Genomic DNA, 22,640 nt, shown 5'->3' with positions numbered 1-22,640 from the left:
GAGGCTATTTCCTGCAGAACAGTTAAAGTGTGTTAGATGAGTTTACCCCCTGCATTACGTGCCCTGCATTATTATAATTTCCGTTTGTACTTTTCCGGGCAGGCCATTTCGCTTATTGGCACCTGGATGCAACGCATTGCGGTAAGCTGGCTGGTATACAGCATTACCCACTCGGCGTTTATGCTGGGCCTTGTGGGCTTTGCCGGACTAATACCCGTTTTACTCTTGTCGCCTTATGCAGGTGCTTATGTTGACCGGCACAGCCGCTATCGCACGCTGCTGGTTACACAAATTGCGTCCATGATCCAGGCAGGCCTTCTCACCTTCATGGTATTTACAGGCCATTACAATGTAGCGGGTATTATTCTGCTCAGTGTATTGCTGGGCGTTATCAATGCTTTTGATACACCTTCCCGTCAATCACTCATGATCGTGCTGGTACAAAACAAAGCCGACCTACCTAATGCCATAGCACTCAATTCTACCATGGTTACGCTGGCGCGCCTGATAGGCCCTGCCTTAGGTGGTATCCTTCTTAGCAACTATGGTGAGGATGTTTGCTTCCTGATCAACTTCCTGAGTTTTATTGCTGTGATTGCTTCGCTGCTGCTGATGAAGATCAAAATACCCGAACGGAAAAAGTTTGAGCAAGATATTTGGCAGGGCTTGAAAGAGGGTTATGATTATTTAAAAAGCCAGCGCGGTTTGCGCTCCGCCATTCTGCTCATGGCGTTCACCAGCCTGCTGGTGATGCCCTACACTAATCTGTTCCCAGTATATGCACAAACGGTATACAATGGCAATGTTACCACCTTCAGCTGGATGAACAGCATCTCAGGGTTGGGTGCGCTTCTAGGTGCTATTTATATGGCTCGTTTACGTTCCGGGCGCAACCTGTTCAAAGTAATTGTGTTTGCCTGCCTGTTGCTTACTGCCAGTCTTATTGCATTCGCGTATATACAAAACATCACAGTGGCCTTAGTGTTGATCATGATTGGTGAAGCCGGTATGCTGGCACAGATTGCGGCCACCAACACCTATGTACAAACCAATGTAGCGGAGCACATGCGTGGCCGTGTGGTTAGCTATTATGTAATGGCGTTCCAGGGTATGCAGCCCATTGGCAGCTTGATAGTAGGACTGAGTGCACATGCCGCTGGTGCTCCCCTCACTGTATTGCTGGAAGGAGCTGCAGGCATGACGGCTGCTTTGCTTTTTATACCTGTATTAAAGAAGGCAAGAGTAGAAGCGGAAAGAAAGGCAGCATGAGTTTTTTAAGAAGGTGTTGACGGTTTCACCAACAACAGAAAATAAATGACTACTACCCACGCTTCAGTTGTTGGTCAAAAGACACAACAACGGCTGGCGCACAGGGAAGACCAAACAAGGAAGTAAAATATACACGTGAAAACAGTTGAAGGCTACGTTGTGATTTCACTGCCTATCATTTCGTTTCTGGATCAGATATAATATAGCCTGATCGTTGCTTATGTTGCCAACTAAACTGATACCCTGTCTCTATCACCTTCATTCCAAATGGTCGTTTGATATAGAACAAATTATCCTTGTTTACTGCAAGTAAAATTGAAAAAGCAATAATAAGTCCGCAAAAAGTCCATAGGCTTATTGTTACTACTTTATGCGTCTTTAGTTTTACAATAAATCGGTTTATGCAAAACACCAAGATGAACCAAAACAGGAAATAGGTCAGTAAGTCTGCTACAAATTCAGCTACAAAAACTTGCAATGAAAGCGAAGTATGCCAGCCACTGCCAACATAGGGAAATGGGAAGCCAATAAACATTGTGTCCGGTGCGTCGACAGGTAATGTATACCACCATTTCGTGAATGTCGCAAAAGAAATAACGGTCAGCGGAATAACTAGTTTAATTATCAGGGATTTCATTTTAGTCTCTTGACAAGTGATGCAAAACAGAGAGCGTAAAAGTGAACTGGTTGTACATGCCTTATTTACCACCCATTATTGGATAAACTTCCCTCTGCTTGGCTTGGCGCAAGCTCCTTACTTAGATTTTTGTAAAAGCTTATTGCTTCAATGATCTCCTCTTCGCCTTTGTCCTGCGTGTTGGTAAGAGGAATACTTTCAGTACAGAGTAAGGAATAATCAAAAGCATAATATCGAAGATCCAAAACGAAGTTATCATTATAGCTGCCTGCTTGCATCTTATCCCTTACTACGGCATCATAAAACCGATTCCAGTCGGTGACTAATCGCCCAGCGTAGTAAACCCCTGTTTTATTTATTCTTATGATAGTAGTATTCCTTCGCCCTTTTGCTATGGCAATGGCGCCGGGAATAAGGAAAATACAAGCACCCATTAGATAGTTGCCCCAACCATAATCACCAAAAAATAGAGAGACAAAGAAAACGGCCAGCATAGCACCACCAAAAATGAAATTGGTGATCTTGGATTCTCTGACGACGAACTCGCCTTCAGCAGTTAGTTCTAATTCGTTCATAGTTTTGGTTGGCTCTATTTATTAAGTTGTTGGTGTTAAGCCATAGGCCATGTGATTGGCACACCAACAACATCGTTTGTCAATAATTGTCTATCAATGAAATTCAGCAAAATGCCAAAGTACACCGGAAGGATCAATCAACAAGCATTCTTTACCCCACTCATGCTCCTGAATTGGAATAAGCTTGATTTCTGGGTATTTTTTATTTAGTTCCAGTTGTTGTAGAAAACTCCAGTAACTATTAACATCATCTACTTCCAGTAAGATCATCGAATTGTCAATCCAGTCTTTTACGTAATAGTCTTGAAGGTAAAAGCTTAATCCTTTTATGGTAAACAGTGACATCTTTTCTGAAATGATCCCTTCTTCAAAACCCAGGTCCCGGTAAAACGATCTTGATATCTCAAAATCTTTTGCTCCGATAAAAGTTCTTATTGATTTCGTCTGCTGATTGATATCCACTCTTTGTTCTTTTGGGTGAAGATAAACAATGAAAAGTAAGCAGCCTTACTCCTTTCAGTTGTTGGTGTAACTGCTGCACAATGGCCAGGAGAAAAACCAACAACGGTAAAAATCATTCATTTAAGTCTTTGTCTTTTTCAATAAGTAGTCCAAGTGGATAAAAAAGCAATGTCATTAATATTAAACCTGCTAATTCAAGAATTAAGGACAAAGAATCCCAGCCTGCAAAATTTGACATGCCGGCGATAAGGCTATATGGAAGGAAAACAACTTGTACAAATGAATTGTCTGATCTAGCACCAATTAAATTACCTAGAAGGCAATGTAAAATAGAAACCAATATCGCAATTTTCAAAGCACTGTTTCTAATTTTCACTAAGTTGTTTTAATCTGGTTTAACGCCATTGTTGATGTTAAAGAAGAGGATATATGACTACCCCATCATCAACAGTATAAATTTAGATCTTCTTTTGTTCTATACTAATTACATGAAGATCCTGAGTGCCGATATTTTGTAAGGCATGTGGTGCAAACGATTCCGTCCAACCGGCAGATCCGGCTGTAGGAATGTTAGCCAGCGTTCGCGAATCAAAAATCACTTCCCCATTATCATCAAATCGTATAAAATCTGACCAGCTCAAAATATATAACGAAGCCGGAAAGCGATGTGTATGAACAGGAGTGGTTTCATTTGGTGGTATACAGGTGTCTAACACACGCACAAACTCGTTTTCAAACAAAAGCTTGTGGTGTTGCGGTGCGGCAATTAAAGCGTCAAGATCATCCGGCCATGGCCACACTTCTGAATGAGTCATTTGCATAGACTTTGTTATTTTTTCTCAGTTTGTAGTTTACACTTAAATGTACTAAATGGTTATACAAAAAGGGACCGCGGATGAAAAGGATATCAGAAATGATTAGCGGGATTTATTACCTGACTATTTACGATTGTTTTTAATAATGGTCCTGTCTTAAAACAAGGGAAGACAAAGGAAAGTTCCTGCTGCAGGCTAGTATCCTGTCAACTTCCATTAGCTAATCATCACATCAGCTAATTACCCCTCCTCTGTGCCCCTTTGTGCCTTTGTGTCTCCGTGGTTTCTCCCTTTCCGCGCCTTGGCGCGCTCTGCGTGAAACACCATAGCGCGAAGCGCCTGCAGCTCATCTCTTGCTCATGCGAGAAACTTATAGTAAATCTGCATTCTTAAATGATTAGCTATGGAGTACAGAAGAATGGGTAAAACCGGATTACAATTGAGTGTGTTATCGTACGGCAGCTGGGTGACCTTTCACAAACAGATCGACGAAAGCATTGCCGATGAATTGATGGGCATTGCCTACGACAATGGTGTTAACTTCTTTGATAACGCAGAAGTATATGCGCTTGGGCAAAGTGAAAAACTAATGGGCCGCGTACTCAAGCGCAAGAGCTGGGATCGTACGTCTTATACGGTTAGCAGCAAGGTATTCTTTGGCTGGCGCGGTAAAGAAAACAAACCTAACCAGACCGGCCTTAGCCGCAAGCATATTGTAGAAGCCTGCCACGAAGCGCTGGAGCGCCTGCAGGTAGACTACCTGGATATTTTCTTCTGCCACCGCCCCGATAGAAACGTACCTATTGAAGAAGTGGTATGGACTATGAACTTACTAATCCAGCAAGGCAAGATCCTGTACTGGGGTACCAGCGAGTGGACAGGCGTGGAGATCATGGAAGCCCACCGTGTAGCGCATGAATACAAGCTGATTGGTCCTTCAGTAGAACAGCCGCAATACAACCTGCTGGAACGTGACAAAGTAGAGAGCGATTATGCCATGATCTACAAAACAGTAGGCTTGGGTACTACCATCTGGAGCCCACTGGCTTCGGGTCTGCTATCCGGCAAGTACAACGACGGTATTCCAGAAGGCAGCCGCTTTGCACTGGAAGGTTTCGACTGGTTAAAGGACCGCTTTATTGTAGAAGACAAACTGGATAAAGTACGTCAGCTTACTGCCTTTGCCAAAGAACTGGACACACCGGTTTCTACACTCTCTATTGCCTGGGCCATTCAAAATCCGAATGTCACTACAGCAATTTTGGGTGCTACCAAAAAAGAGCAATTGACAGAGAACCTGAAAGCCTTGGATGTATTGCCTAAACTGACACCCGAAGTATTGCAACGCATTGAAGATATTATGCAGACCAAGCCAAAGGAAACGTCGTTTTAAGGGCAGCGCACGCCCCCAGCCCCTAAAGGGGAGGTCCAGAGATCGTGAAACGTGAGAAGTCAAACGTGAAAGGGTTTCCTAAAACGCAATCTTACTTTATAAAAGAAAAGCACTCCATCATCGGAGTGCTTTTCTTTTATCCATTCTTTTTCTTACTTGAACCTTGCGTCTTGAATCTTGTTCATTATTTTCTTTTCCTTCATCATTCTTCATTCCTTGTTGCTTGTTCGTTATTTTTCTCCTGTTCTCCTTTCCTCTGTGCGAAACTTTTTCTCTGTGTCCCTTTGTGTTCCCGGTATCCCTGTGGTTCAAATCGCTGCGCCATCGGCGCTATCTGCGGGGTACCTGTGCTTGGGCCGCTCCCCTTTAGGGGCCGGGGCGAGCGCTGGCCCTCTCACCATTCACGACTTTGCCTTATCTTCCTACCACATTCCCCATCTATGCGACTACAAAACAAAACGGTATTGATCACGGGCGGCTCACGCGGTATTGGTAAGGCTATTGCGTTGCGCTTAGCTAAGGAGGGCGCTAATATTGTGATTGCAGCAAAAACGGTTGATCCCCACCCTAATCTGGAAGGCACTATTTATACGGCCGCAGCGGAAATAGAAGCACTGGGAGTGAAAGCCTTGCCCCTGCAAGTAGATATTCGTTTTGAAGACCAGATAGAAAAGGCCATTGCCAAAACAGTAGAAACCTTTGGTGGTATTGATATACTGGTAAATAATGCCAGTGCCATCAGTCTTACGCCAACGGGGCTTACTGAGTCCAAACGTTTTGATCTCATGCACGGTATCAATGTGCGTGGTACCTTCTTTATGAGTAAGGCCTGCATACCGCATTTAAAAAATGCCAGCAACCCACACATTCTTACCTTGTCGCCACCGCTTGACATGCAGCCCAAATGGTTTGGTGCACACCTGGCATATACTATGAGTAAATATGGCATGAGCATGGTGATGTTGGGTCTTGCAGAAGAACTAAAACCACTTGGTATTGCTGCCAATGCGCTTTGGCCTAAAACCACTATTGCCACCGCTGCCGTTCAAAACTTATTGGGTGGCGATTACCTGATGCAGCGCAGCCGCAAACCGGAGATTGTAGCCGATGCGGCAGCCGCTATTGTTACGCGTTCCTCCAAAGAATGCACAGGCAATTTCTTTATTGATGAAGAAGTGCTGCAACAAGAAGGGGTGAACGACTTTACCGTGTACGCAGTTGATCCTGCTATGCCCCTACAGCCAGATTTGTTTGTGGATTGAAAGACATAGTTAAGTGGTGTTATAATTATGGAAGAATCCAGACTTACTAGAATAGAACTTCTTGCAGGTGATGGGCATCTTGAGGAGTTAATGAAATTGTTTGAATCTGGTTACTCTCAATTAGAACTAGATGTTGCTTTGGAAAATGCCATTGCTTATTCTCAAATCAAAACAGCTGAATATTTGCTGTCGTTAGGCGCCAATATTGCAAACCATAATTATCAGGGAGCCTATTATGCAGTATACCATAATGAAGGATTAGAAGGACTCAAGTTTGCCATTACAAATGGAGTAGATATTAATGTGAATAATGGGATGCTGCTTAATACTAGTATAGTAACGGGAACTAATACTAAAAGTGTTGAGCTCGTTAAATGGCTGTTAGATAATGGAGCAAATCCGAGATTACTAACTAAAGAATCCCTGAAGTTGATCGATGACTTTGGTACAAGTGAGTTAAAAAGTCTAATAAAAAACGCCACATAGGACCGTATTGTTCTAGTCTTTTTACTTCACTTGTGCTGTTTTAAGTGCGCCTTCCAAAACACGGTAGTAAAACTGGAGTTATATAAGCTTCAGCCAGTAATTTATCCAATAGGCAACTGGCTGCCTTGTTCAACCGTCCGCATGTAATGGTGCAATTCCTGTATATAGATCAACACAACGGTTATTATCGTGAATATACAAAGCACTACAGAGAGCCATAGAATACCACCACCTAGAAGAAACAACACCTGCAACAGAAAAAGCAGTATGCCACTGACCAAAAGTGCCGCTACAGAAAGCGGGTTCATTTTATAAAACAATACAAAGCTGCAAAACACAACGGTGTAGACAATCAAGGCTACCAGTAATACCCAGGAGAATTTAAGAAACATAAAGGACTGTATAATGCCACCGGCTGTAGCAAAAAAGCCCACAACACCTAAGAGCTCAATGGTCGTTTCTTTACCATTATCAATTTCCATAGCGTAGGGTTATAATGAAGAATACTAAAGGTACAAGAAACAAGGTACAAAGTACAATACACAAGATTCAAGGTACAAGCAGATTAGCCACAAAGATGTCAAGGCACAAAGCAATAAAAGAAAAAGGAGCAATGCCTTGCTCCTTTTTCTGCATCTATGTTGTCTTGTACTTAAAAGAATAAAATCCAGGACCTTGATGATTAATCCTTGAACCTTGTTTCTTGTACCTTGATTCTTATTTTGCCTCTTCCTCTTCACTCTCAAAACGCTCAGGACGCATTTGAGGGAACAGTAATACATCCTGGATAGAAGGCTGGTTGGTCAACAGCATACACAACCGATCAATACCGAAGCCGATTCCCGATGTTGGTGGCATACCGTATTCCAAGGCACGCAGGAAGTCGTAGTCAATAAACATGGCTTCATCATCACCACGCTCCATAAGGCTAACCTGATCTTCAAAACGTTCGCGTTGATCAATAGGGTCGTTCAACTCACTATAGGCATTGGCAATCTCCTTACCATTGATGATCAGTTCAAAACGCTCTACCAGTCCTGGTTTGCTACGGTGCTTTTTGGTCAATGGGCTCATTTCTACCGGGTAGTCAATGATAAAGGTGGGCTGTATGTAATGGTCTTCACATTTCTCACCAAATATCTCGTCAATCAACTTGCCCTTACCAATCTTTGGATCTACATCTATTTGCAATTGCTTACATACATCGCGCAGACCAGCTTCATCCATTTCGCTTACATCAAAACCTGTATGTTCTTTAATAGCATCGTAAATAGAAATGCGTTTGAATGGCGCTTCAAAAGAGATTGTGTTATCACCTACTTGTACATCGGTACCACCGGTTACATCAATAGCTGCTTTCTCTAACAGCCTTTCCGTGGTATTCATCATCCAGATGTAGTCTTTATACGCGGTATAAAACTCCAGGATGGTAAACTCGGGGTTGTGTGTACGGTCCATACCCTCGTTGCGGAAGTTGCGGCTGAACTCATATACCCAATCAAAGCCACCCACAATCAGGCGCTTCAGGTACAGTTCATTAGCAATACGCAGGTAGAACGGTACGTCCAGTGCATTGTGGTGCGTAATGAACGGACGTGCAGCCGCACCACCCGGAATGCTTTGCAGCACAGGGGTATCTACTTCCAACGCACCATGCTCGTTCAAAAACTCACGCACTGAGTTGATCAATTTGCTGCGCTTTACAAAGGTGTCCTTTACACTAGGGTTAATCACCAAATCAGCATAGCGCTGGCGGTACTTAAATTCCGGATCACTCACCGCGTCAAATACTTTACCCTCTGCTTCTTTTACAATAGGTAACGGGCGCAATGCCTTAGCAAGGAAGGTCAGCTCTTTTACATGGATAGAGATCTCTCCCATTTTAGTGCGGAATACAAATCCCTTTACACCAACAAAATCACCAATATCCAACAACTTCTTCCATACCTGGTCGTACATGGTGGTATCCCCATCTTTAGCCAGGTCGTCTTTGCGCACATAGATCTGGATACGGCCCTGCGAATCTTGCAATTCAGCAAAAGAAGCCTTGCCCATGTCGCGCACGCTCATAATACGGCCAGCCAGGCACACATTGGCAAACTCACCGCTGTTCTCGTCGGTAAACGTGCCTTTTATTTCAGTTGAATAATTACTTACTGGATACAACGCCGCTGGATACGGATCAATACCTAATTTTTGTAACTCCGCCAGCTTTTCGCGTCTGATGATTTCTTGTTCTGATAAATGGGATGTTTGCATTACGTCACGTTTTCTAAGAGCCGCAAAGGTACTGGATAACCGTTATTCTATAGGATGTTCTAAGAAGCTGTTTAAAAATGTTAGAACATTTGAAAGGTATGCCACGGTTTTTGACCGCTCTAGCCTATGTTAACACTCTTTTTAACCGTGGCATACCTCTACACAGTTTCTAAGAGCGTTCTGGCATTGTGGCCTTTTATCTTAATATCATGAAGGGAACTTTCCTAGCTTTGGCGGCTGAAATAAATGGTCAGCCATTAAACTGGCTCACAATTTGGGAATCAGAGAACAAACAGAACAGCAATGATAAAAAAGTACCTTTTGATTTTTTCCTTAACCCTAGGGCTCCTATCCTGTGACACACTAACTAATCTTCCTACTTCCTACCCTGGCGGCATTACCACCGTTACAGAAAGTGAAGCATCTACTGCCATGCGGCAGGCCTTAGAGCAGGGTATTGGCCGGGGTATCAACACGTTAAATGTAACTGACGGCTTTTTTGGCAACCAAGCCTATAAATTATTCTTACCCGCTGAGGCTCAGCGCATTGAGAATACCTTGCGCCAGCTGGGTATGGGTGGCATGGTAGACCGCGCCATTCTACAGATCAACCGGGCGGCTGAAGATGCCGTAGGTTTTGCACGCCCCATTTTTGTAGATGCCATTAAGGAAATGACCATCACAGACGCCTTAAATATCATTAAAGGCCCGAATAATGCTGCTACCCTGTACTTCAAACAAAAGACCACACAGAAGCTGATTACTGCCTTTACACCGGTTATAAAGGGATCGCTGGACAAGTTTAGCGCTACGAAGTATTATGGTGATGTAGTTTCTACCTATAACAACTTCCCTACTACCAAGAATAAGCTGAATCCCGACCTGCCATCTTATGTAGTGGGCAAAGCAGTGGACGCCCTATTTGACCAGATAGCCCAGGAAGAAGCGAATATCCGGGCCAATCCAGTAGCCAGAACAACCGATATTTTAAAGAAAGTATTTGGCTGGGCGAGCAAGGGCTAAGCAAACAGCGCGGCAGAAGCCAGCCCTCATCGTGAAACGTCAAACGTGAAAGGGGCCAACGCACAAAACCTGAAGAACAAACCTTCTTATAAATGACAAAAGCACTTCTTAACTGGAGTGCTTTTGTCATTTATAGCCATTCTCTTTTTCTTCTTCACCTCTTTTCTTCTCTTAGCTTCCTTTGCGACTTTATCTCTTGGCGCCTTTGCGTGAAACCCTTGACTCTTGTTCCTTGAAACTTTCCTTCTTCATTCCTTGTTTCTTGTTCAATATTCGAACTGGCTGTTTGGCTTGCAGCATGCAGCGTGTAGCTTGCAGCTTTCCTTTCCATCAGCTAATTCTCTTCCCTACATTGGTTATTAGCCTTTATCTTTATTTTTCCAACACATTCTTGCTGATGCTCAAAGCGTGCCGCTATGCACAATACCTTGCTGCTTTTATGAAGACGAACGTTCTTGCTGTAGTCTTACTGCTTTTCTTTCAATCTATAAATGCCCAGGACCTAACCCTCAAGATACCAACAGCCCACACGGCCTGGATCACCGGCTTTGATATATCTCACAATGGAAAATATGTAGCCACCTGCGCCTATGACAATAGTATTAAGATCTGGGATTATCACACCAAAAAAGAACTTCGTCTATTAAATGGTCATGAGGATATCGTCAATACGGTTCGCTTTTCTCCTAACGACAGTCTACTGGCCTCTGGCGACGGCAGCGGCATAGTAAAAATATGGAGGGTTAGCACTGGCGAGTGTGTATATAGTACTGACACCTTGTTTAGCAATTCTGTAAACGACTTAAACTTTTCAAATGATGGTCGTTTGCTGGCGGGATGCAACAATTGGGTTATTAATGTTTTTGATCTTTATAAAAAAACGGAGATCGCTCGTTTTGAACTCAGTGGTAGAGGACAGAAAATTGCCTTCTTTCCTGATGGCTCAAAGCTGGCCTGCGCAGAATCGGACAGTAGCTTTTCTGTTTGGAGCGTGAAAGATTCTACTGCCTTTATAGAACAACTAAGCTTTAATTATATCCATGGTGATGTCAATGACTTCTTTCTCTCTAAAGATGGCCGCTACAGCTTTATAGCTGCCAATACGACTATTAACAACATACGAATGCACATAATGGGGGAAAGGACAGCATTCGTTTTAATGGTCATGCTACACCTGCTAAAGCTGTATACCCCGGAGAAACAGCCGATGTGTTTTATTCCATGGCCGATCTTAAAGACCCCAACAAGGCGGGCGCCAGTATTGAAATAAAGAAATGGAGTATTCCGCTTCAAAAATGTATTGACTCTTTCGTCTATGACCTGGGCTATCCTTCCAGTGTCAATAACCTGCTAAGTCTTAGCCCTAGTAAAGAGCTTCTGGTGAGTGATCTTGCCCAACTTTATTTTATTAAAAGCAATCCCTGGCGTATTGAGGATAAAATTAAAAGCCAGTCCATATTAACTACAGGTATTCTTCAGAAAAAAGACTCATTGATCTTTTCTGCAGAAGATGGTATTATCCGTTTTTTGAATACCCAGAATAATCAGTTCTCTACTAAAAATACCCATGCACGTACACTGGGCGAGGCCGTGTTTTCTGCCGATAAGAAAACAATTACCCTGAATCAAAGAATTTTGCTAAAAGGGCAAAGCTTTAATTCCTATATAGTATCGCATCTACTGGAAACCGGGCAAACCGATACCCTGGCGAAGGAACCTGATGCTTTAATTGACAACGCGCCCGGTGTTACAATTTCCACAGATAGATCTGCCTTAGGCTATAAAGTGATACCTATAAAAAACAGCAGTCAAAAAAATGACGAGGCATTGTTCAAGGTTGTTGACCTCCCCTCCTTAACATTACGACACCAGGATTCGGCTTTTTATATTGGTGATCTAAAATTTCTCCCTGATGCTAAAAGCTATGTGCTTTTAGGAAATACGAACACATTGTTTTTATATAAAGACAGTACCATACATGCATTTGCAGATACTGTTACCGATAAAAATGACATGTATTTTAATCTTGAAGTGCTAGACAGTAAGCGCGTTATTTGTGGTGGCCAATATGGTGCCAGTATCTGGAACCTGGAATTAGGTAAGCTAGAGAAAAAGATAAAGGCTTTTTCGAATTCAGGTGTTGTAAGAATGGCTCTTACACCTAATAAAGAAAAGCTGCTGCTTACTTCAGGAGACACCATGAAGCTCTATAACCTTGCTACTCTTGAACTGTTACAAACATTTACAGCCCCTATGGGATGGGCAACGCCTGCTACCTTTACAGACGACGGGAAATCCATTGTTACTGCCAGCGCCGACAATGCCATTCGCTACTGGGACATAGCCACCGGCAAGGAAAAATACAAGGTCATTTTTATCGACACCACCGATTTTATCACCATCACACCTGATAAATATTACCAAAGCACACCCGGTGCTGTCAAGCTGCTGCACTATGCCACGCCCGATATGAAAACCATCACCTTTGACCAGCTGGATGTGAAATACAATCGGCCCGACAAGGTGCTGCAGGCTATGGGCTCTGGCGATACCACACTGATCAACGCCTACCGCAAAGCATATGAAAAACGCATTCGTAAATTGGGTATTGATACAACAGCTTTTACCAATAATATAGAAGTGCCCGATGCGGACTTTGCCAACCGCGATGCTATTCCATACGAAAACACAACACCAAAACTTACCTTACGTATTAAAGGCAATGATGTAGCCTATCCATTGGACCGCTTTAGTATCTGGATCAATGAAGTGCCGCTGTTTGGCAGCAACGGCCTTTCTTTAAAACATAAAAACGGAATACGTTTGATACCACCCTTACGGTTACACTTTCCCAAGGCGTGAATATTATAGAAGCTTCTGTTACCAACAGCAACGGTATAGAAAGCTATCACATGCCGTTAACCATTTCCTGCAAGCCTACGATCACAAAACCCGAACGCCTGCACTTTATTGGTATTGGTATCGACCGCTTCCGCGACAGTCGTCACAACCTTAACTATAGCGTTAAAGACGTACGCGACCTGGCCCTGAAGCTGAAAGAAAAATATGGCACGGCCATTACTATTGATACCTTGTTTAATGAAAACGTGACTACTACTAACATCACACAGCTGAAACAAAAGCTATTGCAAACGGCTGTAGATGATAAAGTAATGGTCTCTTATTCCGGCCATGGCCTATTAAGCAAGCAATACGACTACTACCTTTCTACCTACAAGGTAGATTTCAATAATCCGGAGAAAGGTGGTTTGCCTTATGATGCCTTAGAAGCCCTAATGGATAGCATCCCTGCCCGAAAAAAACTGATGCTTATAGATGCCTGTCACAGTGGCGAGTTGGATAAGGAAGAACTGCAAAAAATCGCCCAGGTCAATGCCAGCAGTACCGCTACCACCACAACCGGTGCCCGCGGTGGTACGCCACTCCTGCTCAATAAAAAGAAAGTAGGCATGAAGAGTTCTTTTGAACTGATGCAGCAACTCTTTGTCAATGTAGGTCGTTCCACCGGTACTACCATTATTTCAGCGGCGGGTGGTACCCAGTTTGCTCTTGAGCGTGGCGATCTGAAAAACGGCGTATTTACCTATTCTATTCTGGAGTATCTCAACACTCACACATCTGCCACCGTCAGCGAGCTTAAACAGTATGTCAACCAACGTGTGCCCGAGCTTACTAAAGGCGCCCAGGTACCTACTACCCGCACTGAAACCCGGCAGGTGGAATGGAGGGTGTGGTAGAAGAAGGACGTTATAGAAGCTGCAAGCGTCAAGCTACAAGCATCTGTAAACGGTGAACATTACCCGCGACAAAACACAAGTCGAATCAGTTTATATTCCTAAATCCTGAATAGTGTGTGATCAGTAAATCCAATAAGTTGTTACAGTTTCAATAAAACAGGCGAGTGAAATTCACTCGCCTGTTTTATTAAACTCTTTATCCCTTTCCTCAATTCCTTCTTCCTTCCTTGTTCCTTGTTCAATATTCCTTCCCCTTGTTAACTTTTCAACTTGTTAACTTGTCAACCCTTCTTCATCTCCTTCTAATCCTTTCATCTCCCCAAATCTTGGTTCAGACATATACAGCAATACCTGCCAGGCCTCTTCCACCTTTCCATGATCCAGCAACTTTGCCGCATAGCTATGTACTTCCTTTTCCATGTCGGCCGGATTGAGTGAAAAGTATTGTACAATGTTTCTGAGGTGCTCGTCATCAAAATAAGGATTCACTACGGGCATCTCGTGCACATTAGCCAACTGGCCCAAATGATTACCCGTTAATATTTTACTGTTGCGAACGCTTTCAGGTAAGGCATCCAATCCAATACCCAGTTGTGTATTGGGCTTGGCTACCTGGAACAGGTTTTCGGGCGTTACCCGGCAGTACCAGTCGCCACCCAGGCGGGCCACCAGCTCCAGCTTACGCTGATCCATTTTTCTATTCTCATCTAATAGCTCGTCGTTGATGTGCATGCGGATCACTTCACTGATCACCAATTGACCAGCCCCGCCTTCTGTGCCTAAGGATTTTACTTCCAACACTTTACACTCCAGCTTCACCTTGGCTTCCTTTATCATTGGTGGCTTAACCACAGTAGCTGCCTCTTTCGTAAAACCAGCTTTTACAAACTCATCTACCCCTTTAGCATATTCACAGCTGGCCAGTGAAGTTTGCTGCACCATGTCGTAGGTTACAATATTGATCACCACTTCAGGCACCTGCAGTACATTCTCCAGGCTGTGCTTGGTGGTATTGTCCCGCACACGGCGTGAAGGAGAAAAAATCACTATGGGCGGATTGGAAGAGAACAAATTGAAAAAGCTAAATGGACTCAGGTTTACGTTTCCTTCTTTATCAATGGTAGAAGCAAAGCAAATGGGTCGCGGCGCAATCACGTGCTGCAAATAATACTGTTTCTCGGCTGGCTTCAGCTCACTCAGGTGCAGAATCATGTCGCAAATGTCAGGAATCTATCAATACCGGATTTAAACCATTTAAACTGTAGTAAAACCGCTAATACGAAACCTATCGTCAACTGTAACATTCTGAAGTCTACTTTCGTTATACGAAAGCATTCGTCAAACTTATTATAAACCGAATAAACCATTTGAAATGAGAAAAAATGTATGGGCAGTAGCAGTAGCAGCAGTAGTAAGCACCACCGGCTGGGCACAAAAAAACAACCAGGAAACGCTGGAAGGCAATGGCAAGCTAGTAACAAGAGAAGTACCTGTTACTTCTTTTAGTGAATTAAAAGCCAACGGTGTTTATGAACTGAAACTGTCACAAGGCAATAAAGAAAGCGTAAAGATTGAAGCCGATGAAAACTTACAGGATCTTTTCCAGGTAAAGAACGAAGGCAACCGCTTAGTGATTGACATGAAAAAGATGGAGAACAAAAACCTGAAGTCCAAAAACAAAATGCGGGTATATGTCACCTTTAAAAACCTAAGGAAGATGGATTTACAGATGGTAGGAAATGTTGCCAATGATGAGCGCTTGACCTTTGACAACCTGGCGTTAAACAACCAAAGCGTAGGAAACGTAGCACTTAACCTGAAAGCCAACAAGCTGGACCTTGATAACCATAGCGTAGGCAATCTTACCTTAAGTGGGGAAGCACAAAATGCGGTATTGGTTCACAAAAGTGTAGGCAACCTGCAAGCCAGTGACTTTGTAGTACAAACGATGAATATTGATAACAGCGGCATTGGTTCCGCCCAGGTAAATGCAACCAAAGAACTGAAAGTAAAAGACAATATGATGGGTAAGGTGAAGAACAAAGGCGCTGCTACAGTAAGGCGAATGAATAAGGAGGTGATCTGAGGAGGGAAGCTATGAGCTGCGAGCTGTGAGGAAGGGTTGACAAGTTAACAAGTTGATAGGTTAACAAGGTAGAGACATAGGGTGTTCATTGTTTTTTGATAACATAGACCAAAACAAAAAAGCTGGCAGTTAGTGCCAGCTTTTTTATTCTGAGAAACTAAGTTTACTAATCTTAACTCGTTAACCTGTCAACTGAAATCAGCCATCAGCTATCCTCACATCAGCCATTTCTCCCTAATCCCCTAATCTCCCCAAATCCCGGTTCAGACCTTCTTTTTGCTTAATATACTCCAATCCGTTTCCTCTGCTTCAATGGTATTCACCAGTGAGCCCAAGCCATCGATATTCAACACCACTTCGTCACCTGCCTTTAACCACTGCTCCTGATAATTAGGATCGTTCAATTTGCCAGTTCCATTTAACTCTAAGAAGCAACCCGTACCTACGGTGCCGCTACCAATCACATCGCCAGGGTGCAGTTCTACGCCGTAGGAAGCACGCTCAATAATCTCGGCAAAGGTCCAGTCCATATCACTTACATTGCCTTCACTTACCTGCACGCCATTAATGGTGCAGGTCATTTTAAGGTTCCAGCTTTTACCTTCATGTCCTTCTTTTGCAGCTACTTCAAATTCCTTCAATTCATCCAGTGTTACCAGCCAAGGCCCAATAGAGGTAGCAAAGTCCTTACCCTTTGCAGGTCCCAGGTTCAACAGCATTTCTTCCATTTGCAGGCGGCGTGCGCTCCAATCGTTCATGATCATCAAACCACCAATATATTCATCGGCCTCTTCTGCTTTGATATTACGTCCACGCTTACAGATCACAATAGCGGCCTCCAGTTCAAAGTCCAGCTTTTCAAAATGATCTGGCATTAATGACAGTGGGCCAGGACCTGTAATGCTTAAATGATTGGTCATGTAAAAGATAGGATACTGGTCAAACTCGGCGATCATATCTACCTTACGGTTGCGACGCGCTGCTGCTACGTGCTGGCGAAAGGCATATCCATCCCTGCAAGAAGTTGGATATGGTACTGGTGCAATCAGTTGCAGGCTTTCAACGGCCTTGCCCTTACTCTGAGAAATGCGACCTTCTTTGATCATTTCTACACCTACCAGTGCCGCCGGGAACACTTCTTCCCAATAATTCAAAAACATTCCCATGGTATTCGGTAAGTCGGGATGCAACATTTCCATGTCATACACCAACCCATCTACCAATACACCTAAATGATCGCTACCATCTTGCAAGTAAGAAACCAGTTTCATTGCTATATATTTTCCTTATTGAAAAAGCTGTGTGAAGGAGGCGAAGTTAGGCCAATTCGTTTTTTTCAAATTCTTTTCAAAAAAAGTGTCAAGTTTGCCCATTAGAATGAACCTTTTGAAAGACAATATGGGTATAGAAAATAAAATCTCTGGGAAAGAGTATATCGTGTTGGCAGTCATCGCATTAATGATGCTGGTTGGATATGTATTGGTATTTACAAATGTTCCCTTATTTGAACGCTATACAGTAGAAGATGGTGTGGTAGAATGGCTAACCGTTATTGGTTTACTACTGGCAGCAGGAACTTGTTTTATAAGAGCTATTCATTTACGTAAATATAGAAGCGGCTTATTTATACTAGGCTGTGTATTGCTAGGCCTGGTGCTGTTTTTCGGTGCCGGTGAAGAAATCTCCTGGGGGCAGCGCATTTTCGGTATTGAATCGTCTGAGTACTTTAAAGAGCACAACACGCAAGGCGAAACAAACCTGCATAACCTGATTGTGGATGGTGTACGGGTAAACCGATGGGTGTTCTCCTTTTTGCTGACAGCCTTATTAGCTTTTTATGTGATTATCATGCCCTTGTTATATCGCAGCAAAAAGTGGATGCAACGCTTTGTCACCTATTTCGGTATTCCCTTACCTAAGATCTACCAGGTAATAGCGTTTGTGGTGTTGTTTGTTTTGACAACGTTGATCCCGCATGAAAAAAGAGCGGAGTTGCTGGAAGGTGGTACTGCTTTTATGCTGTTTTTAATTATCCGGTTTCCGGCTAATCCGCATACGTTTAGCCACGAGCCTTTGTAAGACCTTGGTATTTACTGTAACCTGACTGATATATGAAATCCTTGTTTACCCTTTGCTGCTTTTGCATCCAACTTGCCCTTTTTGCACAATCCAACAGCTGGATACGTATTAATCAATTAGGGTATCAGCCCCAATCTACCAAAGTAGCCGTGTGGGGTAGTAAAGGAACGGAAACTATTTCCTCTTTCCAGTTGATTGATTCTGCAAGCCGGAAAGTAGTATTAACCGTCAATGCCGGGCAGCCGTTTGGGGCCTATGGTCCGTTTACACAAACCTACCGCTTAGACTTTTCGGCATATAAAACACCGGGCATCTATTATTTAAAAGCAGGTACTGCTACATCCCCTGCATTTAAAATTGCGAAGGATGTGTATAAAGGAGCTGCAGATTTTTGCCTTCGGTATATGCGCCAACAGCGTACCGGTTTTAATCCTTATTTAAAAGACAGCTGCCACACACACGATGGCTATGTATTATATGGCACAAAGGCTGGTATTGCCGACAGCGCCCGCATTGATGTAGTAGGTGGCTGGCACGATGCCAGTGATTACCTGCAGTATTCTACCACTTCTGCCAACGCGACTTATCATTTACTGATGGCGTATCGCGACTTCAAATCCGTATTTACAGATAATCATGCCGCTAATGGGTTAGAAGGGAAAAACGGTGTAGCCGATGTACTTGATGAAGCCAAGTGGGGATTGGATTGGTTATTAAAAATGCACCCCCGCAAAGACTGGATGTTTAACCAGATAGCTGATGACCGCGATCATATGGGTATGCGCATGCCAGCTCAGGATACGTTCTATGGCCGCGGGTATGAGCGTCCGGTTTATTTTGTAAGTGGCGAACCGCAGCAGCGTGGCAAGTTTATGAACAATACTACTGGTACATCTTCCACAGCAGGAAAATTTGCCAGTGCTTTTTCATTAGGCGCACAGCTCTTTAAAAACAGCAACACTACCTACAGTCAGCTTCTTACCCAAAAAGCAGCAACAGCCTTTGCTTTTGCGCAGCTAAAGCCAGGCGTAACACAAACGGCGTCTGTAAGATCGCCTTACATCTATGCTGAAGACAATTGGTTAGATGACATGGAATTGGCAGCTACTACATTGCAACAATTTGACGACGCTTTCAAATATGCGCAGCAAGAACGCGTAACACCTTGGTTAGGTACCGATACCGCTAAACATTACCAGTGGTATCCCTTTATCAACTTAGGTCATTATGAATTGGCCAAGCAACTGAAAGACAAGAGAAAAGATTCATTAATTGGTTATTACCGTCAGGGCATCGAAGCCGTATGGAATAAAGCGCGCTCGAATGCATTTTATCGTGGTGTACCGTTCATTTGGTGCAGTAATAATCTGACCACCTCCTTTGCTATTCAATGTTACTGGTACAAACAACTGACTGGCGACACCCGATTTGAAGCTTTAGAGCAAGCCAATTTTGACTGGCTCTTTGGTTGCAACCCCTGGGGCACCTCCATGGTTTATGGGTTACCCAGTTGGGGCGACACACCCGTAGATCCTCATTCAGCATTTACTCATATCAAGAACTATCCAATTGATGGCGGCCTCGTTGACGGCCCAGTCTATGGCAATATTTACAAAGGCCTGATCGGTATCACTTTGTACCAGCCCGATGAATATGCGCCGTTTCAGAGCGACCTGGTAGTGTATCACGATGATTATGGTGACTACAGTACCAATGAGCCCACCATGGATGGTACGGCATCGCTTATCTATTTGCTGGCAGCAAAAGAAGCAGATGCTGCTGCAAAACCGGTAAAAAAAAAGTAAAGCCGATAACTGAGTTTAAGGGTGCCATTATCCGTGGTGATAGTACCCTTAAACGTTTAGCTATTGTTTTTACCGGCGATGAATTTGCTGATGGCGGCTCTTTTATTGCGCAGACGTTAAAAGAGCATAACGCAAAAGCATCGTTCTTTTTTACGGGCCACTTTTACCGTAACCCAGCCTTTAAACCTATCATACAGCAGTTAAAGAAAAATGGCCATTACCTGGGTGCCCACTCAGATGCCCACTTGCTTTATTGCGACTGGAGTAAACGCGACAGTTTGCTGGTTACCCAAGGTCAATTTCGCGCAGACCTCTTCAACAACTATGCAGCCATGCAATCATTTGGAATTGCTAAGAAAGACGCGCATTATTTTCTGCCACCCTATGAATGGTATAATGATACCATTGCTTCCTGGACCAAACAGGCGGGCCTTCAGTTGATCAATTTTACGCCGGGTACACTTAGTAATGCCGACTACACTACACCGGAGGCATCCAATTACAGAAGCAGCGCCACCATCTGGAATTCAATTGAAAGCTTTGAAACAAAACGTGCCAGTGGTCTTAATGGGTTTATTCTTTTAGTACACATTGGAACCGACCCTAAACGAACTGATAAATTTTATCATCAACTGCCTGCACTATTACAGTTGCTAAAAACCAAGGGTTATAAAATGGTGCGGGTTGATGAGCTGTTAAATATGTCAGTAAATTAACGCTGCAAACTTCACGGAAAATGTGGCAAATACAGGAGGCCTGTGTATTTTTGCGGAGCAAACACCTGCTCAAATGAAGTTCGAGAAAATTCATAATAAAGGACAAGCGCAATTATTCCAGAGCCCTGTTTTAGAAATGCTAACCAAAACCCACCCGTTGGTTATTTGGGGCATGTACATGCCTGTAATTATTGGTTTTCCAATATACGCTGCTAACCATTTTGGCTTTACTGCTTCTACAATTGCCTTATTATTTATTTCCGGAGGTTTGTTCTGGACGCTGTTTGAATACATCATGCACCGCTGGGTATTTCATATGGTAGCGGAAAGTGAGCGAGCTACCCGGATCGTGTATGTGATGCATGGCAATCACCACCACTTCCCACGCGATAGAGAGCGTTTGTTTATGCCTCCTGTGCCCAGCCTGATCCTTGCTTCAGCCATTTTTGGATTGATGTTTCTGATCATGGGCAACAATGTATTTGTTTTCTTTCCTGGCTTTATGTTGGGCTACCTGATGTATGGCTCTATGCACTATGCTATTCATGCCTGGAACCCACCCTTTAAATGGATGAAGCCCTTGTGGAGAAACCACCATTTGCATCATTATAAAGATGAGGCCAAAGGTTTTGGTGTAAGTACTACTATTTGGGACCGTGTATTTGGTACCATGTTCGATCTGAAAAAAGAAAAAGAAGACAAAAAGAAGGTTGAAGAACTAATGTTTAAAAAGTAGGTGTAACCGCTAGTGTATCATGGGACAAAAAAAATTAGTTCGCTTTGCCGAGTTAGAGACATTTTCCAACGTGCTGCAGTATCCAGAAAATATGGCTGGCAACTGGCATGCACATTTTAATAACTCCAATCCTATTACGCTAGAACTGGCTTGTGGTAAAGGAGAATATGCTGTTGGTCTTGGTCAGCTTTATCCAGAAAGGAATTTCATCGGTGTTGATCTAAAAGGCAATCGCATATGGGTTGGTGCTAAGAAGGCACGCCTGCAAAATCTTACCAACGTTTCTTTTCTACGCACACAAATTGATCGTATTGCTGAATACTTTTCTAAAGGTGAAGTGGAAGAGATCTGGATCACCTTTCCAGATCCGCAACTGCGCCTATCTAAGACCAAAAAGCGATTGACACATCCTAAGTTCCTGCGGATGTATCAGCAGTTTTTGAAACAAGGTGGGAAGATCAATTTAAAAACAGATAGTCCAGACCTGTATGCCTTCACTAAAAAGGTTATTAGCAAATATGGCTGTATCCTGCTTGAAGATTCTGACAACATTTATCTACAGGCAGAAGTAAAGGAAGACTTAAAGATCAAAACCCATTACGAATCGTTGGATATAGCGGGCAGTAGCCGGGTACATTATCTACGTTTTTCTTTACCAGAGCAACTGCCTGGCAAAGAATTAGATGCTGAATTACAAGAAGAAGTAAAAAATGAGTCCGCTCCTGATAGAAGGTGAAGATTACTACCGTAATGAAGACGGGTTTGTAGTGCTGACTGAAAAACATCACTTGAACAGAGGGTACTGTTGTGGCATGGGTTGTAAGCATTGCCCGTACAACTATGAAGCTGTACCAGAACCCAGGCGTTCAGAACTATTGGCCAAACGTCATCATGAAAAAGACAACCCATAAAACCACTCCGCTTAAAAGTGTTACCCCTTCCGGTAAAAGAGATGAATCGTTCTTTGAGGCTGTTTATGATATCGTGCGACAGATACCCAAAGGCCGTGTTACTTCTTACGGAGCGATAGCCGCTGCTCTTGGTGCAAAATCCTCTTCTCGCATGGTGGGTTGGGCCATGAACAATGCTCACGTTTTAAAAAATGTACCGGCACACCGGGTTGTTAACCGAAATGGATTATTGACCGGTAAAATGCATTTTGCCTATCCGGAACAAATGCAAGAGTTACTAGAAAAAGAAGGTATTACTATTAAAGAAGATCAAGTGCAAGACTTTAGTAAACGCTTTTGGGATCCTCTGCAAGAGTTAGGGCTGTGAG

Annotated in this window: 25 protein-coding genes; 16 read left to right on the top strand and 9 right to left on the bottom strand. The window is 43.3% G+C overall.

Features of this window, described 5'->3' with window-relative positions:
• Positions 1-36 precede the first annotated feature (36 nt).
• Entirely contained in the window at positions 37-1,269 is a 1,233-nt protein-coding gene (locus SY85_RS17025) for an MFS transporter (protein WP_066406077.1), read from the top strand.
• Positions 1,270-1,444: 175 nt separating this feature from the next.
• Here the strand turns inward: SY85_RS17025 and SY85_RS17020 are convergent, their stop codons facing one another.
• From SY85_RS17020 to SY85_RS17000, 5 genes are all read right to left on the bottom strand, one after another.
• Positions 1,445-1,906, bottom strand: a complete 462-nt coding sequence (locus tag SY85_RS17020; protein ID WP_066406076.1) for a hypothetical protein — start codon at positions 1,904-1,906, stop codon at positions 1,445-1,447.
• Positions 1,907-1,971: 65 nt separating this feature from the next.
• Positions 1,972-2,481: a hypothetical protein gene (locus SY85_RS17015; RefSeq protein ID WP_066406075.1), complete on the bottom strand. Its 510-nt coding sequence runs from the start codon at positions 2,479-2,481 to the stop codon at positions 1,972-1,974.
• Positions 2,482-2,574: 93 nt separating this feature from the next.
• Complete coding sequence (locus SY85_RS17010) at positions 2,575-2,943, bottom strand: VOC family protein (protein ID WP_226998864.1); 369 nt, start codon at positions 2,941-2,943, stop codon at positions 2,575-2,577.
• 112 nt (positions 2,944-3,055) lie between these two features.
• The gene (locus SY85_RS17005) at positions 3,056-3,319 is read right to left on the bottom strand and encodes a hypothetical protein (RefSeq protein ID WP_066406074.1); all 264 of its coding nucleotides are present in this window, start codon (positions 3,317-3,319) and stop codon (positions 3,056-3,058) included.
• Between the two features lie 82 nt (positions 3,320-3,401).
• Entirely contained in the window at positions 3,402-3,764 is a 363-nt protein-coding gene (locus tag SY85_RS17000; protein ID WP_158512995.1) for a cupin domain-containing protein, read from the bottom strand.
• Between the two features lie 397 nt (positions 3,765-4,161).
• On the opposite strand from SY85_RS17000, the gene SY85_RS16995 reads away from it, so the two are divergent.
• From SY85_RS16995 to SY85_RS16985, 3 genes are all read left to right on the top strand, one after another.
• Positions 4,162-5,151 (top strand): potassium channel beta subunit family protein, encoded by a 990-nt coding sequence (locus tag SY85_RS16995; protein WP_066406072.1) that lies wholly within the window; start codon positions 4,162-4,164, stop codon positions 5,149-5,151.
• 440 nt (positions 5,152-5,591) lie between these two features.
• Entirely contained in the window at positions 5,592-6,413 is an 822-nt protein-coding gene (locus SY85_RS16990; RefSeq protein WP_066406071.1) for an SDR family oxidoreductase, read from the top strand.
• A gap of 27 nt (positions 6,414-6,440) precedes the next feature.
• Positions 6,441-6,899, top strand: a complete 459-nt coding sequence (locus tag SY85_RS16985; protein WP_066406070.1) for an ankyrin repeat domain-containing protein — start codon at positions 6,441-6,443, stop codon at positions 6,897-6,899.
• Positions 6,900-7,000: 101 nt separating this feature from the next.
• Here the strand turns inward: SY85_RS16985 and SY85_RS16980 are convergent, their stop codons facing one another.
• Positions 7,001-7,381 (bottom strand): hypothetical protein, encoded by a 381-nt coding sequence (locus SY85_RS16980; RefSeq protein WP_066406069.1) that lies wholly within the window; start codon positions 7,379-7,381, stop codon positions 7,001-7,003.
• A 235-nt stretch (positions 7,382-7,616) separates the two neighbouring features.
• Positions 7,617-9,158: a lysine--tRNA ligase gene (lysS, locus tag SY85_RS16975; RefSeq protein WP_066406068.1), complete on the bottom strand. Its 1,542-nt coding sequence runs from the start codon at positions 9,156-9,158 to the stop codon at positions 7,617-7,619.
• 303 nt (positions 9,159-9,461) lie between these two features.
• On the opposite strand from lysS, the gene SY85_RS16970 reads away from it, so the two are divergent.
• The 4 genes from SY85_RS16970 (at position 9,462) to SY85_RS16955 (ending at position 13,939) form a co-directional block, all read left to right on the top strand.
• Complete coding sequence (locus SY85_RS16970; protein ID WP_066406067.1) at positions 9,462-10,181, top strand: DUF4197 domain-containing protein; 720 nt, start codon at positions 9,462-9,464, stop codon at positions 10,179-10,181.
• A 439-nt stretch (positions 10,182-10,620) separates the two neighbouring features.
• Entirely contained in the window at positions 10,621-11,451 is an 831-nt protein-coding gene (locus SY85_RS16965) for a WD40 repeat domain-containing protein (protein WP_158512994.1), read from the top strand.
• Positions 11,391-13,043, top strand: a complete 1,653-nt coding sequence (locus tag SY85_RS16960; protein WP_158512993.1) for a WD40 repeat domain-containing protein — start codon at positions 11,391-11,393, stop codon at positions 13,041-13,043. The genes SY85_RS16965 and SY85_RS16960 overlap by 61 nt, the downstream gene beginning before the upstream one ends.
• Positions 13,040-13,939, top strand: coding sequence for a caspase family protein (locus SY85_RS16955; RefSeq protein WP_066406064.1), 900 nt, complete (start codon positions 13,040-13,042; stop codon positions 13,937-13,939). Before SY85_RS16960 ends, SY85_RS16955 begins: the two co-directional genes overlap by 4 nt.
• Positions 13,940-14,212: 273 nt before the next feature.
• Here the strand turns inward: SY85_RS16955 and SY85_RS16950 are convergent, their stop codons facing one another.
• The gene (locus SY85_RS16950; protein WP_066406063.1) at positions 14,213-15,151 is read right to left on the bottom strand and encodes a flavin reductase family protein; all 939 of its coding nucleotides are present in this window, start codon (positions 15,149-15,151) and stop codon (positions 14,213-14,215) included.
• 160 nt (positions 15,152-15,311) lie between these two features.
• On the opposite strand from SY85_RS16950, the gene SY85_RS16945 reads away from it, so the two are divergent.
• On the top strand, positions 15,312-16,025 hold the full coding sequence (locus SY85_RS16945) for a head GIN domain-containing protein (RefSeq protein WP_066406062.1): 714 nt from the start codon (positions 15,312-15,314) through the stop codon (positions 16,023-16,025).
• A 263-nt stretch (positions 16,026-16,288) separates the two neighbouring features.
• Here the strand turns inward: SY85_RS16945 and SY85_RS16940 are convergent, their stop codons facing one another.
• Positions 16,289-17,296 carry a fumarylacetoacetate hydrolase family protein gene (locus tag SY85_RS16940; protein WP_066406061.1) on the bottom strand — a complete coding sequence of 336 codons (1,008 nt, stop codon included), beginning with the start codon at positions 17,294-17,296 and terminating at the stop codon, positions 16,289-16,291.
• Between the two features lie 106 nt (positions 17,297-17,402).
• On the opposite strand from SY85_RS16940, the gene SY85_RS16935 reads away from it, so the two are divergent.
• The 7 genes from SY85_RS16935 (at position 17,403) to SY85_RS16915 (ending at position 22,639) form a co-directional block, all read left to right on the top strand.
• Positions 17,403-18,104 carry a hypothetical protein gene (locus SY85_RS16935; RefSeq protein WP_082886538.1) on the top strand — a complete coding sequence of 234 codons (702 nt, stop codon included), beginning with the start codon at positions 17,403-17,405 and terminating at the stop codon, positions 18,102-18,104.
• A gap of 32 nt (positions 18,105-18,136) precedes the next feature.
• Entirely contained in the window at positions 18,137-19,909 is a 1,773-nt protein-coding gene (locus SY85_RS16930) for a glycoside hydrolase family 9 protein (RefSeq protein WP_071891032.1), read from the top strand.
• Positions 19,843-20,625: a polysaccharide deacetylase family protein gene (locus SY85_RS25985; protein WP_335583205.1), complete on the top strand. Its 783-nt coding sequence runs from the start codon at positions 19,843-19,845 to the stop codon at positions 20,623-20,625. Before SY85_RS16930 ends, SY85_RS25985 begins: the two co-directional genes overlap by 67 nt.
• 73 nt (positions 20,626-20,698) lie before the next feature.
• Positions 20,699-21,361, top strand: a complete 663-nt coding sequence (locus tag SY85_RS16925; RefSeq protein ID WP_066409906.1) for a sterol desaturase family protein — start codon at positions 20,699-20,701, stop codon at positions 21,359-21,361.
• A 19-nt stretch (positions 21,362-21,380) separates the two neighbouring features.
• A complete protein-coding gene (gene trmB, locus SY85_RS16920) occupies positions 21,381-22,097 on the top strand; it encodes a tRNA (guanosine(46)-N7)-methyltransferase TrmB (RefSeq protein WP_066406060.1) in 717 nt (238 codons plus the stop codon).
• Positions 22,072-22,272 (top strand): DUF5522 domain-containing protein, encoded by a 201-nt coding sequence (locus SY85_RS25095; RefSeq protein WP_071891026.1) that lies wholly within the window; start codon positions 22,072-22,074, stop codon positions 22,270-22,272. The genes trmB and SY85_RS25095 overlap by 26 nt, the downstream gene beginning before the upstream one ends.
• Positions 22,253-22,639: an MGMT family protein gene (locus SY85_RS16915; protein WP_066409904.1), complete on the top strand. Its 387-nt coding sequence runs from the start codon at positions 22,253-22,255 to the stop codon at positions 22,637-22,639. Before SY85_RS25095 ends, SY85_RS16915 begins: the two co-directional genes overlap by 20 nt.
• The last annotated feature ends 1 nt before the right edge of the window (position 22,640 follow it).

It is taken from the genome of Flavisolibacter tropicus (assembly GCF_001644645.1).
Taxonomy (GTDB): Bacteria; Bacteroidota; Bacteroidia; order Chitinophagales; family Chitinophagaceae; genus Flavisolibacter; species Flavisolibacter tropicus.
The sequence above is the reverse complement of the archived record's forward strand: the minus strand, read 5'-3'. Positions and strand labels throughout refer to the sequence as shown.